This is a genomic window from Nostoc sp. (genome assembly GCF_036917575.1).
Classification (GTDB): Bacteria; Cyanobacteriota; Cyanobacteriia; order Cyanobacteriales; family Nostocaceae; genus Nostoc.
Window position 1 is genome coordinate 1 of record NZ_JBALDC010000104.1, and the last position, 17,924, is coordinate 17,924.

Annotated in this window: 10 protein-coding genes; 2 read left to right on the forward strand and 8 right to left on the reverse strand. The window is 43.3% G+C overall.

Going from position 1 to position 17,924, the window contains the following annotated elements; all coding sequences use genetic code 11:
• Positions 1-268: 268 nt before the first annotated feature.
• Genes xylB through V7K79_RS29090 form a run of 4 tightly spaced genes read right to left on the reverse strand, consistent with a single transcriptional unit; the run spans position 269 to position 2,506 of the window.
• Positions 269-1,735, reverse strand: a complete 1,467-nt coding sequence (xylB, locus tag V7K79_RS29075; protein WP_335052916.1) for a xylulokinase — start codon at positions 1,733-1,735, stop codon at positions 269-271.
• A gap of 42 nt (positions 1,736-1,777) precedes the next feature.
• On the reverse strand, positions 1,778-2,128 hold the full coding sequence (locus tag V7K79_RS29080) for a hypothetical protein (protein ID WP_335052918.1): 351 nt from the start codon (positions 2,126-2,128) through the stop codon (positions 1,778-1,780).
• Positions 2,085-2,240, reverse strand: a complete 156-nt coding sequence (locus V7K79_RS29085) for a hypothetical protein (RefSeq protein WP_335052920.1) — start codon at positions 2,238-2,240, stop codon at positions 2,085-2,087. Before V7K79_RS29085 ends, V7K79_RS29080 begins: the two co-directional genes overlap by 44 nt.
• A gap of 32 nt (positions 2,241-2,272) precedes the next feature.
• On the reverse strand, positions 2,273-2,506 hold the full coding sequence (locus tag V7K79_RS29090; protein WP_335052922.1) for a hypothetical protein: 234 nt from the start codon (positions 2,504-2,506) through the stop codon (positions 2,273-2,275).
• 150 nt (positions 2,507-2,656) lie between these two features.
• Between V7K79_RS29090 and V7K79_RS29095 the strand changes: the two genes are divergently transcribed.
• Positions 2,657-3,457, forward strand: a complete 801-nt coding sequence (locus tag V7K79_RS29095; protein WP_335052924.1) for an SDR family NAD(P)-dependent oxidoreductase — start codon at positions 2,657-2,659, stop codon at positions 3,455-3,457.
• A gap of 85 nt (positions 3,458-3,542) precedes the next feature.
• Here V7K79_RS29095 and V7K79_RS29100 read toward each other — a convergent pair whose 3' ends face one another.
• A complete protein-coding gene (locus V7K79_RS29100) occupies positions 3,543-4,292 on the reverse strand; it encodes an SDR family NAD(P)-dependent oxidoreductase (RefSeq protein WP_335052926.1) in 750 nt (249 codons plus the stop codon).
• A gap of 251 nt (positions 4,293-4,543) precedes the next feature.
• On the reverse strand, positions 4,544-8,056 hold the full coding sequence (gene mfd, locus V7K79_RS29105; protein ID WP_335052928.1) for a transcription-repair coupling factor: 3,513 nt from the start codon (positions 8,054-8,056) through the stop codon (positions 4,544-4,546).
• 240 nt (positions 8,057-8,296) lie between these two features.
• Here mfd and V7K79_RS29110 point away from each other — a divergent pair, with 240 nt between their 5' ends.
• Positions 8,297-9,625 carry a hemolysin family protein gene (locus tag V7K79_RS29110; protein ID WP_335052930.1) on the forward strand — a complete coding sequence of 443 codons (1,329 nt, stop codon included), beginning with the start codon at positions 8,297-8,299 and terminating at the stop codon, positions 9,623-9,625.
• A 192-nt stretch (positions 9,626-9,817) separates the two neighbouring features.
• Here the strand turns inward: V7K79_RS29110 and V7K79_RS29115 are convergent, their stop codons facing one another.
• Positions 9,818-10,999 carry an aldo/keto reductase gene (locus V7K79_RS29115; RefSeq protein ID WP_335052932.1) on the reverse strand — a complete coding sequence of 394 codons (1,182 nt, stop codon included), beginning with the start codon at positions 10,997-10,999 and terminating at the stop codon, positions 9,818-9,820.
• A 302-nt stretch (positions 11,000-11,301) separates the two neighbouring features.
• Entirely contained in the window at positions 11,302-17,259 is a 5,958-nt protein-coding gene (locus tag V7K79_RS29120) for an amino acid adenylation domain-containing protein (protein ID WP_335052934.1), read from the reverse strand.
• Positions 17,260-17,924: the final 665 nt, after the last annotated feature.

Below are 17,924 nucleotides of genomic sequence, written 5' to 3' on the forward strand. Positions count from 1 at the left end.
TTATGCTTCTGGATGATTTAGCTCCTAAACTACTTGCTTATTCCGGAAAGTGACAGAAGAGGGATATAGCCGTAGTCACATAGGTTAGGACATAAGGATGGGGTGAAAGAAGAGAGTTAGCAATAGTTTTACCTCTTGCCTCCTGCCCTCTGCCTCCTGCCTCCTGCTATATCATGTCCGGGTAAAGACTTATCATTTAGATCGTAGGGGGCAGGGAGCAGGGGGAAAGAGGCTTTTGGGATTTTTGCACAGAAAGATAATTTAATTCTCAACGAACAGCTTTCAAGGCATCGTAAAGTAGCTTGTAGCGCCCAAACCCTGCTTCATACAAAAGATTTGCCTGTGGCTGTACGACATTACTATCCTGCGGTAAAATCTTGAATGCAGTCTCTAAATTTCGGTAAACACCAATCCCCACCATTGCCAAAATAGCTGCTCCGTAAGCGGCTCCTTCTTCAGCTTTGGGAGCAATGAGTTTTGTTTGCAGAATATCTGCCAAAATTTGTAACCAGGTGTTAGAACGTGCGCCTCCACCCGTTGCTAAGAGTTGATCGATGGGAGCGATCGCACTAATTACCTCTAATGCTGACCGCAAGCTAAATGCAACCCCCTCCAGTACGGCGCGAGTTATATCTGCCTGGGTATGAGCTAATGACATATTCACAAAAGCACCGCGAGTATCTGGATCGAGGTGAGGACTGCGTTCTCCTGCGAGGTGGGGTAGAAATACAACACCACGCGCACCGGGCTGCGATCGCTCTGCCATATCCATTAGAGCAGTGTAGGATATATGCGGTGCAAATGTATCTCGATACCAACGCAGAGAACCACCAGCCGCCAGCGTCACTCCCAGTAGATGATAGCCACCATCCACATGAGAGAACAAATGCACCCGACCTTCAGGATCGGGAATTGGGCGATCGCACGGTGCAAAAATAACTCCCGATGTGCCAATACTCAAACTACCCCGGTTGAGGTTGCTTGATGAAATACCCAAACCGATGGCTGCTGCGGCATTGTCACCTCCGCCTGCAACCACAGGTAATCCGGCTGGGAATCCCACACGGGCGGCTATTTCTGCTTTCAACCGTCCAGCGATCGCGGTAGATTTAATTACCGGAGGGAACAACGCCGGGTTGATATCAAGAGCATGGAGAATATCTCTATCCCATTGCTGATTTGCTAAGTTCAGACAGCCAACACCAGACGCATCAGATGGTTCTGTAAATATTTCGCCCGTTAGCACATATCCCAGATAATCTTTGGGTAAAAGAATTTGCCACAACCGAGTATATGCTTGTGGTTCTTCACTCCGCAACCATAACAGCTTCGGCAGTTGAAAACCCGTAATTGCTGGATTTCCGGTGTGCTGAATTAATTCCTGACGAGGAATAGTAGCTTCAATTTCAGCAACAGCTTTACCCGTGCGTTGGTCATTCCACAAAATTGCTGGTCTAATTGCTTTGCCTTGGGCATCAAGAGGAACCATACCATGCATTTGTCCAGACAAACCGAGGGCAATTGCTCGGTATCCCTCTAGCTGTTGACTCACATTCAACAGAGCAGCTAAACTGGCTTCGACCCAATCCGATGAATTTTGTTCTGTCCAACCGGGTTGTGGAGTTAACAGGGGATAGCTTCTGGTTGCTTGAGCGATAATTTGCCCTTGTAGGTCAACTGCGATCGCTCGTACTCCTCCTGTACCCAAGTCTAAGCCAACTACGATATCAGTCAATTTTGTCCCTCCTATTCCTGTTGCGTTGGTCGGATCAAAATTTCATTCACGTTGACGTGAGGCGGTTGGGTAACGGCATAGGCGATCGCCTTCTGGGAATCTTTCAACTAAGGTATATAAACAATCTTGTGAATTCAGTGCATCCCGCATCCGCTTGTCAAATTCCAGTAGCCCAACCCCGCAGATTCGCCATTCACTACCAGGATTTTGATGAAAATAATTATCCAGGTATAACGCCTGATGTGCGCGATGGAACCCACCAACACCGATATGGACAATACCGTTGGTAATTTGATGGCGATCGTAATTGGGTACGCGAACATTATTTCCTAAATGGGACAGAGATGCTTCATTCAGCTTGATTGTTGAATCTGTGCTGATATTGCTGTTCATGGGATTCATTTTGGGTTAGGTGGTGACGATGAACTTTGGAAATGGCTTCACCGTCGCGATCAAACAGATGGCAAAGCTCACCGTTAATGTAAATCGGAACGTAATCATGCATTTTGGCTAGATTATCTCCGTCTGTTTGCACAACTATGGTTTCGCCACCTGCAATTTTGATGTAGAGAGTTGAATATCGGGATTAGCTGACTCAAATTTGCGAGAAAGCCCTTGCATCACCACCATCTCACCATTATTAACTGTGGCGATCGTCAGTCTAGTTTTCTCGGCGGCTTGCGTTCGCGGTGAGCAAGCATATAGCAGTTGCGCCAGCATCACTCCAGCCATAAATGCAGCTAGTACTTCAGTGAAGCGGCGAATACGCATCGCATAACAACTCCTTTAAATTAAAAAACTGAACAAAATAAGTTTTTGATTTTATGCTCTAATTTTGGGCAAAGCTCAATAATAGAAATCATATCAATCTGATTTTCATCACGGTCATTTGCAACAATTCTTCAATAAGAGGTTGAATCTATGACGGCAAAAGCAACTTATCAGTTTGCAGGTAAGACGATCCTAATTACTGGCGGTGCGGGAGATATTGGCAAGGCAACTGCACACCGTTTTGCTGCTAATGGTGCAGGAATAGCCTTGCTAGATTTGAATGAACCGAAAATGGCAGATGTGGCTGAGGAACTAAAAGGTTACGACGTTCCAGTTGGTACGTTTCGCTGTGATGTTACAGCTAGTGATGATGTTACCAAAGCTTTTACTGGCGCTGTAGAGCAGCTTGGGCGAATTGACTATGTATTTAATAATGCAGGTTATCAAGGAGTATTTACCAAAACTGACGAATATCCTGAAGACGACTTTCAAAAGGTGATCGACATTAACGTTGTCGGCGTTTTCCACATTCTCAAGGCGGCTGCACAACAATTACGCGATACAGGTGGAGGCGCGATCGTCAACATGGCGAGTTACGCAGGGGTGGTTGGGCCACCAAATATGTTGGCTTATGCCGCTTCTAAGTTTGCGGTGATTGGGATTACTCAGACAGCAGCAAAAGACTTAGCTCCCTACGGTATCCGGGTAAATGCACTCTCTCCGGCGTTGATCGGCCCTGGTTTTATGTGGACGCGGCAAACCGAATTACAAGCAGCAGTGGGGTCACAATACTTTGATGCCGATCCCAAGGTGGTTGAGCAACAGATGATTAATTCAGTACCAATGCGGCGTTTAGGAAGTTTGTCAGAGGTAGCAAATGGAGTAGCATTTTTGATGAGCGAAGAGGCAAGCTATATTACTGGGTTTAACTTGGAGGTGACAGGGGGATAATAGAAATTTATACCAATTCGCAATTCGCAATTGATAAATTTAGATGCAGCAAGGCAATCCCTTTACATCTGTCTGTTGCCTTCTTTTAATGTTCTTGTCCCGTTGGTCGGATGAGGATTTCGTTGACATTAACGTGCGGTGGTTGCGTCAGAGCGTAAACGATCGCAGCTGCAATATCTTCGCTTTGCAGAGGTTGAATTGAATTGCGTCGTTCTTGAATCCGTTGTTTGGCAACGGGATCGGTAATTTGGTTGTCAATTTCCGTATCCACCAAACCAGGTTCGATTATCGTGACGCGGATGTTGTCTTTATGGACTTCTTGGCGCAATGCTTCCGAGAGGGCATTTACACCCCATTTGGTAGCATTGTAAACACCAACGCCCGCCCGTGCTGTCCGGCCTGCTACTGAGGAAATATTGACTATATGCCCCGATTTTTGCGCCTTCAACAGAGGCAAAACAGCATGAGTAGCATATAAAAGTCCTAATACGTTGAGGTCAAACGATCGCCGCCAATCTGAGCTATTTCCAGCTTCGATAGTTCCTAATAAGGCAATCCCGGCATTATTCACAAGGATATCGACTCTTCCCAATTCTGCATTGGCCTTTGCCACCAAGTTATTTACCTGAGTTTCATCAGTTACATCAGTGACAATAGGCAATGCCTTGCCACCACTAGCTTCTATGCGTTCTGCTAATGCCTGAATGCGATCGCCACGCCTAGCAGCGAGTACAACTGTTGCTCCAACTGAAGCCAAAGCGATCGCAGTTGCTTCTCCAATTCCAGCTGATGCGCCAGTGATAATTGCGACTTTTCCTTCTAATTTACCTGTCATTTCTGTAACTCCTTAGTAACTGGAATTTAAACTAACGCATGATAAAAGGAGCGATCGCTAACATCTGGTGGTAACTAAGCAAGGTGAATTTCTCCATCTTGATAAATGCCTTCGATAGTTTTTATCATGAGTTGAACTTGAATTGGTGTTTCATTTAATTTTACTAACTAGACTCAAAGAACTGGGCCTAGAATTCCCATCGGCTGAAAATAATATAGGTTTTCATTTGATGAATAATCTTTTTCTCCCAATTAAACAACAGCCGCCTCTAGAATCGCACCTTGCATTCTCCCGAAAGCATCAATCAAATTTTGCAATTGTTGATCTGCTTTAAAAACTCCTAAACCGCGCACTGTAACTTTACCTGGAGAATACACAAAGCGCGTCTTCAGATTGTCTGGTAAATCCGCCGCTAACAAATTCCAAGCGGGTTCTTCCATCGGCGTTTCTAAAACAACGTGCTGCTTGTTTTCTGGTTTAATCCGGCTAAATCCGAGTTTTTTCGCTAACTGTTTAAGTTCCATGACTCGCAAAAGTTGATTTGCAGGGACAGGTAAAGTCCCATAGCGATCGCTCCATTCGGCTGCAATCTGCCTTAATTCTGATTTAGATTTGGCTGTCGCCACCGCCCGATAAGCACTCATCTTTTGATCCAAATCGGTAATGTAATCTGCTGGGATAAATGCTGTCAGGTTAAGGTCAATCTGAGTATCCTCCACTTTCGGAATTTCTTGTCCTCTAATTTCCCGAATTGCTTCTTCCAACATTTCCATGTATAAATCGAAACCGATAGTATCCATTTGACCGGATTGTTCTGCACCCAGCAAGTTACCCACGCCTCTAATTTCCATATCGCGCATTGCTAGCTGATATCCAGAACCTAACTGAGTAAATTCCTGAATCGCTCGTAATCGTTGCCGTGCTGCATCAGATAATGCCCGTTGCTTTGGATAAAATAACCAAGCATGAGCTTGGATACCTGCACGTCCCACACGACCGCGTAATTGATACAGCTGTGCCAATCCAAAGCGGTGAGCATCTTCAATCAAAATCGTGTTGACTCGCGGAATATCTAAGCCAGATTCAATAATTGTCGTGCAAACAAGAATATCTGCATCACCATTACTGAAAGTGAGCATGGTTGATTCTAACTCGCTTTCATCCATTTGACCGTGAGCGATCGCAAATCTCGCTCCTGGTATCACTTCTCGCAAATTGGCTGTTGTCTCTTCAATACCGTCTACTCGTGGAACTACATAAAAAACTTGTCCGCCTCTGTCTAATTCTTGACGAATGGCAGTGCGGATACTTTCGGAATTAATCGGTGAGAGATGCGTTTTAATCGGTCGTCTGGTTGGGGGTGGTGTAGTAATCAAACTCATTTCCCGAATTCCCGACAAGGACATATACAAAGTTCGGGGAATGGGAGTGGCGGAGAGAGTCAGCACGTCTACCTGAGTTTTCAGGCTTTTAATTTTCTCTTTCTGGTTTACCCCAAATCGCTGTTCTTCATCTACTACCAACAGTCCTAAATCGCGGAATATCACACCTTTACTTAAAAGTTGCTGCGTACCAATTACTACATCTAATTCACCTGTTGCCAATCGCTTTTGAATATCACGGCGTTCTTCAGCCGAACGAAAACGGTTGAGTAAACCGACATTTACCGGGTAAGGTGCAAAACGTTCTTTGAGTGTATGGTAATGCTGCTGTGTTAAAATTGTCGTTGGCGCAAGGAGTGCCACTTGTTTACCGGCGATGACTGCTTTGAAAATAGCACGAATCGCCACTTCCGTCTTCCCAAAACCGACATCGCCACAAACTAAGCGATCCATCGGGCGATCGCTTTCCATGTCGCGTTTTACATCTTGTACAGCTTTTAGCTGATCCGTTGTGGGTTGGTAGGGGAAAGAATCTTCTAATTCCTCTTGCCAAGGCATATCATTTGGAAAGCTAAAACCTTGTTGTTGCGATCGCGCGGCATACAGTTTCAACAAGTCTACCGCCAATTTTCTGATTGCTTTGCGGACTTTATTCTTCGTATTTTCCCAAGCTTTACCAGTCATCCTGTTGAGTTCCGGCGCTTTATCACCACCGGCACGGAACCGAGATAAAGCACCTACTTGATCGGCTGCAACTCTGAGTAACCCATCAGCATACTGCACTACCAAGTAATCACGGGTTTCGTTATTAATCGTCAAACTTTCTAGCTTGACAAATTTGCCAACACCATGATTTCTGTGAACCACATAATCACCTGGACGCAGTTTATTGGGATCGACTTGTTTAGAAGTAGCTTTGTGGCGCTTGCGAATATAGCCGGGAGTCGTTAAGGAATGCTGCCCAAAGAACTCCCGATCTGTAACGATTACTAATCGGTATGTAGGCAGAATAAAACCTTCTAATTCCGCAAGCCCAGAATATTTTAGGGCTACGGGAGTATGGTTGATTTTGAGCTTATCTATCGCTTGATAGTCGTGGGGATTGGGGATAAACTGAGCCGGACAATCATGTTCTTGCAATAGCGACACAGAACGTGAAGGTTGAGCAGAAAGCAGCCAGATCGAGAAATTGCGATCGCGTTCTTGGCGGATGGTTTCGGCTAGTTTAGCAAACTGGTGCGGCGTGACTGGAACAGGTCGGCTGGCAAGATTAATCCCATCATTTTCTTCTGAGAGTTCCGATAAATATAAAGTTTTAAATCTGGCAACATCAGCCAGACATTCATCAAAAGAACGGTGGATTTTCGGTACTTGGTTAGACTCTTCCCCAGTCCCCAGTCTCCACTGTTCCTCAGCATTTTCTACCCAGCGATCGCTATGAGCATGACACTGTTCTGGCTCATCAATGGCAATCAGGGTATTTTCTGATAAGTAGTTTAGCAGAGATGCTGGTTGCTCGAAAGCCAACCCTAAAAAGCGACGACTCCCCTCAATCAGTGATGAGTGCTGAGTGCTAAGTGCTGAAGAGGAATTTAACTCAGAACTCAGCACTTGAAACTCAGGACTATTTTTCAGTGCCGCCATGACGATGGGAGCAAAGCTAGTGGGGGTAAGAATTAACTGGTCAACTTTATCAAGGGCGGAACGTTGGGTTGTTGGGTCAAACTCCCGTATTTGCTCAATTTCATCGCCAAACCATTCCAACCTGACTGGAAACTCAGAAGAAACAGGGAACACATCAACAATATCGCCCCGTCGGCTCCATTGTCCTTCCATTTCCACCAAAGGTACTCGTTCGTACCCCAAAATAGTTATTTTCTCACTGAAGCTATTCAAGTCTAATTCCATCCCCTTTTTCAGAGTAAAGCAGAATTGCCCAAAAGCTTCTGGTGGTGGTAAATGAGGTTGCAGCGCTCCTTGAGTAGCTACAATCGCCATCTTAGGTAACTGAGAATTAGAACTTGGAGGTTTTTCTTCCCCATGCCCCATTCCCAAATCCGCCAATACCTGCATTTGCCCCCAACTCATTTCAGTTTCCGGGTCAAAAGGTTCGTAGGGAGAAGCCTCGGAGGTCGGGTAAAAATGTACTGTTTGCCATCCCATTGCCTCCAGTTGTGCGTAAACGCGTCCAGCTTCTTCCAGAGTGGCGCAAACTACAAACAAATCTTTGCCCGTAGCCTGCGCCAATGCCGAAGCCACCAAACCCTTGGGTAGTCGAGGAACGCCATTTAACCGCAATTCTTGTTGTCGGTTTAGCTTAGAAAGAAATTCAGTGGTGAGCGGCGATCGCGCTAAGGCACGCACAATAGAAGAAAATGACATAAGTACTACTAGCGATGGGAGTCTTTGTGGATCAGCAAATCTTAAGGCAGGTTATGTCAACTATTTTAAAAGTGTTAACAGCTTTCTTATTCCTTCAATGGAAGAATAATGTCCAGTGACTAATAAACTTCAGAACTCTAACTACTACTTTGTGTATAGTCAAAGTATTTATCGAAGCACCTTTAATACTAGATACTAGGGATTGAGCTACGTTTGCTCTGATAAGCGGCAATTTTAAACATGTCCTCCATCACTTTTGAAATTTTAATCATTTTGGTGCTAATTCTTGCCAATGGCGTGTTTTCTATGTCTGAGATGGCGATTGTCTCGGCACGGAAAGTTAGACTACAGCAGCTTGCCAATCAAGGAGATCCCAAGGCAATGGCAGCATTGAAATTAGCGGAGTCTCCAAATCATTTTCTGTCAACCGTTCAAGTGGGTATTTCCCTGATCGGTATCCTAACTGGTGCTTTTGGAGGAGCAACAATTGCCAACCGACTAGCAGTCTATGTGCGACTTGTACCTTTGTTAGCACCTTATAGTGAACCAATATCTTTTGGAATAGTGGTTTTGATCATTACCTTCTTGTCACTCATTGTTGGCGAATTAGTACCAAAGCGTCTAGCATTAAACAACCCAGAAAGAATTGCATCGAATGTAGCTATTCCAATGCGTGCTTTATCGGCGATCGCTTCGCCAATGGTATATCTTTTAAGTGCTTCTACAGATTTGATCCTGCGAGTACTGGGAATTACAGCTTCTACTGAGCCGCAAGTCACCGAAGAAGAAATTAAAATTTTAATCGAGCAAGGGACTGAGGCAGGAACCTTTGAGGAAGCTGAACAGGATATGGTAGAGCGAGTCTTTCGTTTAGGCGATCGCCCTGTCAGCTACTTAATGACACCCCGTCCCGATATTGTTTGGCTAGATTTAGACGACTCTGCCGAAGAAAATCGCCAAAAAATGGTTGATAGTGCCTATTCTCGTTATCCAGTTTGTCAGGGAGGACTTGACAATGTACTGGGTGTTATCCCTGTCACTGACTTATTAGCCAGGAGTTTCCGAGGAGAACCACTAGATTTAACAATTGGATTGCGACAGCCTGTATTTGTGCCAGAAAGCACCCGTGGCTTGAAAGTTTTGGAATTGTTTAAGCAAACCATCACTCACATGGCGCTAGTAGTAGATGAATACGGCGTGATTCAAGGATTAGTCACTCTCAACGACATCATGAGTGAAATCGTAGGTGATGTTCCTTCAACGGATGGACAGGATCAACCACAAGCTGTAAAACGCGAAGATGGTTCCTGGCTTTTGGATGGAATGTTACCAGTAGAGGAGTTTTTGGAACTTTTTGGTATGGAAGAGTGGGAATCTGAAGAACGCGGCAGTTATCAAACATTAGGCGGTTTTGTGATCACCCATTTAGGTCGTATTCCCACCGCAGCAGATTATTTTGAATGGCAAAGTATGCGAATTGAAGTGATGGATATGGATGGTAATCGTGTTGATAAGGTGCTAGTTGTACCGAAGGCATCTAAATCAGCAGATACGAAAAAATCTGATTAAGATTGGGCAAACAGGGCATTGGGCATTGATAATTATTGTCTCCTATTTCCCATACGCCATAGCCAATGCCCTATTTATGCAATTTACAGCAGATTTCAAGGAAGGTGAAGTACACAAAGATTCGTCTCAATGCCAGGCATGAAGCCTGTTTTGCTTCTGAATTCTGACTCCTTAATTCTGAATTCTGCTGTATCAAGTGCGAGATAGACGTTTGACTGCTTCACCCGCCAACAACTGATGAGCTTGTTCCAGAAGTTGGGGGATTTTATCGGCGTAGGGATTATGGACGAGACATTGCCGCAAGTCTAATTCGTCTAGCCGATCGGCTTTGTTGCCAGGGAACCACTGACCGCCATTACCAAGCAGGTTGTAGCGCATTTTAGCGTAGTCTATTAGATCATAGGCGATCGCTAAATTCCGCAGCCACAAAATCACCCGAATATTTACTTCACCAGGGGTTTCGTCAAAATTTGGTAGATTTATTTCCCAAGATTTTACCCAATCTTCTCCTAAAGTAGCGATCGCTTCTTCTTCCAACCTTGCTAAAATTGGTGGCAAAATTTCTGCTGCTCGATCTATTAATTCTAAAATCTTCAAGTGTTCATCAAAATCTTGTGGTTTTGCTGCTCCCAAACTCAGGGTATGCACCTCTTGATGACTCAAACAAAACAAATCATTAAATACCATTGGACTCAACGGGGCACAAAGATTTACTAACTTTTGTGGAGGTTTATATAATAAACCTCCTTTATCAGATGGGCTAATAATAAACACCCCCATATCGTGGCGTTTAGCTGCTTCAATTGCTGCCCAATTCCATTGATTAATGTAATACCAGTGCAGGTTCACATAATCAAATTGATTGGTATTAATTGTCTCCACAATTATGTCTGTTGAGCCGTGTGTGGAAAAGCCAATAAATCTAACTTTTCCTTCTGCTTGCAACTGCTGCGCTACTTCCAAACAGCCGCCAGGACGGATACTGTGATCTAACGACTCAGGATGATTAATGCCGTGTAACCCTAAAAGGTCAACATAATCTAGCTGGAGATTTTTTAAGGATTGTTCAAATGTCTCCCGGAATTCTTTCGCATCTGCCTTTGGATTTATTTTGGTCTGAACAATCAACTTTTCGCGGGGAAACTTGGGTAATATTTTCCCCAATTGCATTTCAGAAGTGCCATAACCACGGGCAGTTTCAATATGATTAATCCCAACTTCGACTGCCCTTCTAATAGTCGCTTCCAGATTCGCCTGATTATCAGCAGGAATTTCATGATTGGGAACATCTTCCCACTTAAACTGATATCTCATGCCACCGCAGGAAAACACTGGCATCTGTAATTCTGTACGTCCAAATCTTCTGTATAGCATCAGTGGATTGTAGATTGCTTACCAACTTAAAATCTAAAAACGATAGTCATTCGAGCTTTCAATGCCACAATTATTCCCACTGTTCAATCTGTGACACTAGCAATATTCATCGCATTATTAAATCGGTCAGGTCTTTTGGTTATTGGATTTTTACCAATATTCCAGTTCCACAGAATAATTATCTCACCCTAGTTACTACTAGCAAGAATTTTTCTATTATTCTTTCAAGTTTAGACCAAGAAATAGCAAAATGACCCAGCAGTGCTGAGTTGTCCGAAGCTGAACTCACAGAAAAGTTCAAATTAATTCTTTGCAGACTGAGACTGTGCCTGAGTTAAGCAATTTCTCAATTTTTTGGCTAACACTTGTACATGGGGTTCATTAAGTATGTCAAGGTGAGATCCGGGGATGTAATGGATATCTAATTCTCCAACTACTACCTTGTCCCAGCCAAATTGAGGATCGTATTCTATGCCTATAGCTTCGTCCCGATTTTGATCCTCTGTCCGCAAAAGAATAGCTCGACCAAGGTAAGGTGAAAAAATATAGTCAGTGAGGGCTTGAGTGTTAGTATCTATAACCTTTAAATGCTTGTCAGTTTCAGGTACATGAAGTACGTCTTCCAAGTAACGGTTATATGTATTTTGCAGTTCTTGCTTACGCCAATAGCTCCATCTCACAAGCTTTTGCCAAAGGTAGTTAGGCCCTTTTTGAACAATATTATTTAAATGCAAAAAAACTCGCTTGAGAAATGGCGCCTGCCAGGTATATCCTGGACGACAACTATCAAGCATAACTAAAATGCCTACTTGTTCGCCTTGCTCATGGAATTGTCGAGCCATCTCGAAGGCAACTGTACCTCCAAATGAATAACCTCCGAGAAAATAAGGGCCATGAGGTTGAAGGGTTTGAATTTCTTGAATGTAGTACGCTGCCATATCTTCAATACTGGTATAGAGAGGGTGTTTTCCATCTAGTCCCCGTGGTTGTAATCCATAAAATGGTTGTTCTGTCCCCAGATGCAATGCCAATTCGCGGAAACATAAGACTTCTCCACCCAGTCCGTGAATACAGAAGAAAGGTGGCTTGGAACCGTTGGGTTGAATTTCTACCAGGGATGACCAGCTAGATTTTGATTGGTCTAAGGTATTTACTAAAGCTGAATTTTTTGTTGAATTATCTTCTTCTTGGCAGATTATTTTGGCTAGAGCCTCTATAGTCCCTGACTGGAAAAGAATAGCAAGAGGCAGGTTTTTATTAAATATCTTTTCAATTTGCCAAAACAGTTTTACTGCTAGGATAGAATGCCCTCCTAGCTCGAAGAAGTTATCCTTAACGCCAATGGGCTGGACACTTAAAATTTGTTCCCAAATCTGTGTTAACTGGTGTTCCACTTGATTGCGGGGAGCAACAAAGGTGCCTTCTGGCTCTTGCCTCGATAAGTCTGGTGCAGGTAGGGCACGTCGGTCTACCTTGCCATTGGCTGTTAAGGGCATGGTGTCCAGCACGACAAAAGCTGAAGGTAGCATGTATTGTGGCAATTTTGTCGAGAGGAAGCCCCGGATGTCAGTAATCGCAATTGTTGAGTCTTGATTCGGTATAATGTAAGCCACCAAACGTTGATCGCCAGGAACATCTTCACGGGCAATGACTACAGTCTGGAGTACATCTGGATGTTGGGCTAACACCGTTTCAATTTCCCCTGGCTCAATGCGTATCCCTCGGATCTTGACTTGATGATCTCGGCGACCAAGAATTTCTAAAGAGCCATCTGGACGATAGCATCCGCGATCGCCTGTATAATAAAGCCAATCCTGTTGATCGTTCCGAAAAGGGTTCTTGACAAACCGAGAACGGTTTTCTTCCTGAGCATTAATGTAACCCAAACTGCGGAATGGAGTTCTGATTACAATCTCACCCGGTTCCCCAATACCGCACGGTTGATGATTTGATGTGAAAACCAGTGCTTGGGTTTGAGGCAGAGGTAATCCTACTGGCTGTACACCAGAGCTACACTCAACAGGTACTCGGTAATAACACTTTGCCAAAGTTGTTTCTGTCGGCCCGTAGAGATTAACTATTTCACCTGATTCTGGAAAAGCATCCCGCCACCGAAGTACAAGTGTTTCCTTCAGAGGTTCTCCAGCAAGGAACAACCAGCGTAAGTTACCTAAAGAGACTCCTGACGGCACATTGGCTAACCATAATTGCGCCAGCGAAGGAACTGTGTGAAGTACAGAAATTTGCTCATTTTCCAAATAATGCAGAATTCGAGTCGGTTCTAAGTTATCTTCTTCTTTTGGCAAGCATAGGGTTGCACCACTAGTTAAAGGTAAGAAAATATCTCTAAGAACAACATCAAAAGAAAGGCCAGTTAATTGAGCAACGCGGTCTTGCTGATTAATTTCAAAGGTCTGTCGCTGCCAGTTCAGAAAATGCGCCAACCCTTTATGACACCCCAGCACCCCTTTTGGTACACCAGTAGTGCCGGAAGTAAAGAAAATGTAAGCTGCATCGTTAGCAGCAATTTCAGGTAGATTTACTGCTTCAATGCTCTTTTTGATTGAATTTATGGCTTCTCCTGTGTCTGGGTTGACACAGATGCTAGTCAAAGACTGCCATATATTTTCGTCTTCTGGGCGCTGACCATCAATATATAATATGTATTTAGCTTTAGCTTCCTGTAACATCAGCCGTTGGCGTTGGCTAGGAAGTTTTGGATCGAGGGTGAGTAGCACACCACCACTCAAGAGTACGCCAAGCATACTGGCAATTAGCCCAAAGCTTTGTGTCCCAAATACGGCTACGACATCTCCTCGCTCTACTCCATGAGATAATAAAACCCGTGCTAAGGTTTGAGCGATTTTGCCCAATTCCCCATAATTCCAAGTGCGAAATCCTTGACGAAGTGATGAATGTTCTGGGGTACGATTTACCCAAGAGGTAAACATTGTTGTCGTCAACTCATACTGTGGTTCTGGCAGAATCGCCCTTGGCTCTGGCAGTAAAGGTCGCGCTTCTGGTGTCACCAGAGAATATAAACTAATTTGCCTCTCTGGAGCTGCAACAATTTGATTTAGCAAGTGATGGAATTGATGAAGCATTTCCATCATCCGTTCTGAAGTAAACAGATCGGTGTTGTAAACTAAATCAAGTTGGATTCCTTGATTTTGTTCTGTAACGTAAAGGGTTAAATCGAACTTGGAAGCTATTTCTAGGATCGAGACTGGTTCTATAGCCACTCCAGGTAGTTTCAGTTGGATGTCCCTTAAGTTGAGCATATTAAACCACACCTGAAACAGTGGGTTACGACTGGTATCTCGCTCTGGTTGCAATTCTTCTACCAGTTTCTCGAAGGGCATATCTTGATGGGCATAAGCAGCTAATGCCATCTGGCGGACTCGATTTAAAACTGAACGAAAACTGGGGTTCTTGGTAAAATCAGTCCGTAAAACAACGGTATTAATAAAAAATCCGATTAGCCCTTCAATCTCAGAGCGGTTACGGCCGGCAATAGGAGAACCAATAAGAATGTCTTCTTGCCCAGTGTAGCGGTGCAGTATTGTCCCAAAGGCTGCCAGTAATGTCATGAATAGAGTGACACCCTCCTGATGCGAGAGTTCTGTGAGTGATGCACTCAAAGTCTGTGGTAGCATCAGAGATTGGGCTGCTCCTTGGTAAGTTTGCACTGGTGGCCGTGGTCGGTCAGTAGGCAATTCTAGTACAGTATCAGCACCTGCTAACTGGGTTTTCCAATAGTTAATTTGGCTAGAAAGTACCTCACCTGATAGCCATTGATGCTGCCACACAGCAAAATCGACATACTGAATGGGCAATTTTACCAAGGGAGAAGGCTTACTACTCAAAAAGGCTTCATAGAGTGCTGTTAACTGCTGCCAGAGAATGCCGATTGACCAGCCATCTGAGGCGATGTGGTGCATCATTAACAAGAGTATATGTTCCTGTTCGTCTACTTGGAGCAAAGTAGCTCGCAACATCAAGTCAGATTCTAAGTTGAAAGGGCGTTGCACCTCTTGATTGAGGAAAAATTCTACTTGCTCTTTTGTTACTTTAATGATATTGAGTTCTACTGACCGAGGCGTGCCAATTACTTGTATGGGGCTACCATCAGTTGATGTGATAAAGTTGGTTCGCAATACCTCATGATGGACAACGATCGCATCTAGTGATTGTTGCAATACACCCACGTTTAACTTACCTGTTAAGCGCTGTGCATTGGAGATAATATACGCTCGGCTGTTGGGTTCCAACTGTTCCAGAAACCAAACTCGCTGCTGGGCAAAGGATAAAGAAGCTGATTCTCGGTTGGCTATTTGGAGAATGGTCTGATTTTGGGGATCATTTTCTGGAGTTTGGTTTTGGGCGATTGCTTGAGCTAAAGTAGCGATCGTGGGATTCTCAAATAATAGTTGCAATGGTATTTCTATTTGAAAAGCTTGGCGAACCCTAGACATTACTTGAGTGGCCAGCAGTGAATGACCTCCCAATTCAAAAAAATTATCGTGGATGCCTACTTGTTCCAGACACAAAACTTTCGCCCAAATGTCAGCTAAGACTTTTTCTGTCGAATTTTGAGGTGGAACAAAGTTAGTTGACAGCCTAATATCAGATGTATCCGGTGCAGGTAAGGCGCGGCGGTCTATTTTACCGTTAGGATTTAATGGCAAAGTGTCCAAAAATACAAAGAAACCAGGCACCATATATTCAGGCAACCGAGTTTCCAAAAAGCGACGCAATTCAGTCTGACTAGGAATTCGCTCTGAACTGGCAACAATATATGCCACGAGTCGCTTGTCCCCTGGTACATCCTCTCTGGCTATGACTAAAGTCTGCTTTAGTACTGGATGTTGAGCTAGTATGGCTTCAATTTCTCCTAATTCAATTCGGAAGCCACGTATTTTTACTTGATGGTCAATGCGACCAAGGAACTCAATATTACCATCGCTCAAATAACGTGCCAAGTCCCCGGTTTTGTAAAGGCGTGCCCCAGGTTCAGAGCTAAAAGGGTTGAAAATAAACTTCTCTGTAGTCAATTCTGGACGGTTAAGATAGCCTCGTGCTAGACCAATACCGCCAATGTGCAGTTCACCTGATTCACCAACAGGCACTGGCTGCAAATTTTCATCGAGAATGTAAATCTCTGCATTGGTAATCGGACGACCAATGGGTGCTGTAGCATAATTAGTCCCCTGTTGACAACTCCAGAAAGTAGTATCAATAGAAGCTTCTGTCGGACCATAACAATTATATAAAACATTATCCAAATTCAGTTGGGCAAAGAAGCGTTCTATAAGTTCGCCAGGTAAAGCTTCACCGCCGCAGGTTATGTGTCTAATGAATCGGCAATTTTCAATTCCCTTCTCTTCCAATAAGACACGCAGTATGGAAGGTACTAAAGCCAGAACTGTGATTTGCTGCTCAGTAATTACCTTCACAAGGTAGGCTGTATCTTGATGTCCACCAGGGCGAGCCATGAACAATTGCCCCCCGAAGGATAATGGCCAGAATATCTGCCATACTGAGGGGTCGAAACTAAAAGAAATAGTTAGTAAAACTTTGTCTGTGTGAGTTAATTTAAAAGTTGTTTGCTTCCAGTGGAGTTGATTGCAGATACCGCCGTGAGGAATCATCACACCCTTAGGCTGTCCTGTAGAGCCAGATGTGTAGATTACGTAGATGAGGTTATCCGCTGTAGTTTGATTTACAGGATTTTCTTGACTATTTTGAATATTTCCTTGCCAGTTGAAGTCCAGACAAACCACTTGTGCCTGATGTGGTGGTAAGTTCCTGACCAATTTTTCTTGGGTTAATAATACTGGTGTCTGGGTGTCTTCCAAGATGAAAGCTAAACGTTCTAAGGGATATGCTGGATCTAAAGGCACATAAGCGCCTCCAGCTTTAAGAATGCCCAGTAGTCCTATAATCATCTCTAAGGAGCGATCCAAGCATATACCTACAAGTACTTCTGGCCCAACGCCTAAAGAACGTAGGTGGTGCGCTAGTTGATTCGCCTGCTGATTTAACTGTTGATAAGTAAGTTGTGTATTTTCATATACTACTGCAATGGCTTGGGGCGATCGCTCTACTTGCATCTCAAATATTTGATGAATGCACAAATCCTGATGACGAACTACTTGGGTGTCATTCGATCCCTGTAAAACTTCAGCACCTATCATGTAAGTTAAGGTATCTAACGGAATATTTTTCTTATATTCTGAAGTCTGGCTATTTATCTGCATTTTTTATGTATCGGCTCCATTAGAAAATCCAATTTTTTAAATTATTCATTATTTTAATATGTGTTTATATAAATATTAGATGAGGCTACAAATTAATGCCTTGATGCTGGGAGTATAGAAATACAAAAAAGAAGCCTCTTTAGCTATAATATTGGGAAAATGCTACTAGCTTAAAGGGTTGTGACTTCTGCTCGTAGTATGTCGAGCTAATTATTATATGATCATCTTTATGTATGAAAAATATTTTTAAACATTCAGCTAATCGATTTATTATTCGTGTAATAGCTTATTTCTCAATTTTTACTTAATCTTGTCTTAACTATTAGCTAAATATGAAAATTGTTGGCAATTATTATAATTTGCCAACTTGATCTTTAATTAAAAAATAATTTTTGCATGAGCGTGTATAATATTAATAATACAATATCAGAAAGTACTCTATCCTTTTTTACAAGAGTTTGCTTAATGTGAAAATCATTATTACCGAATCTTCATTGTGTTTATTGATATGTAAAAATAGTGTAAAGTTACAATCAGATTTGCTAAAAGACTTTAGTAAGCTCAACTCAGTGTAAAAAATTGTCATTATAATCAAGAAGGGGCAAAGAGAAGTTTAATCGTTGACTTCCGGCGTTGGGCTACTCTGCCCTAGGTCTCAAAAGTTC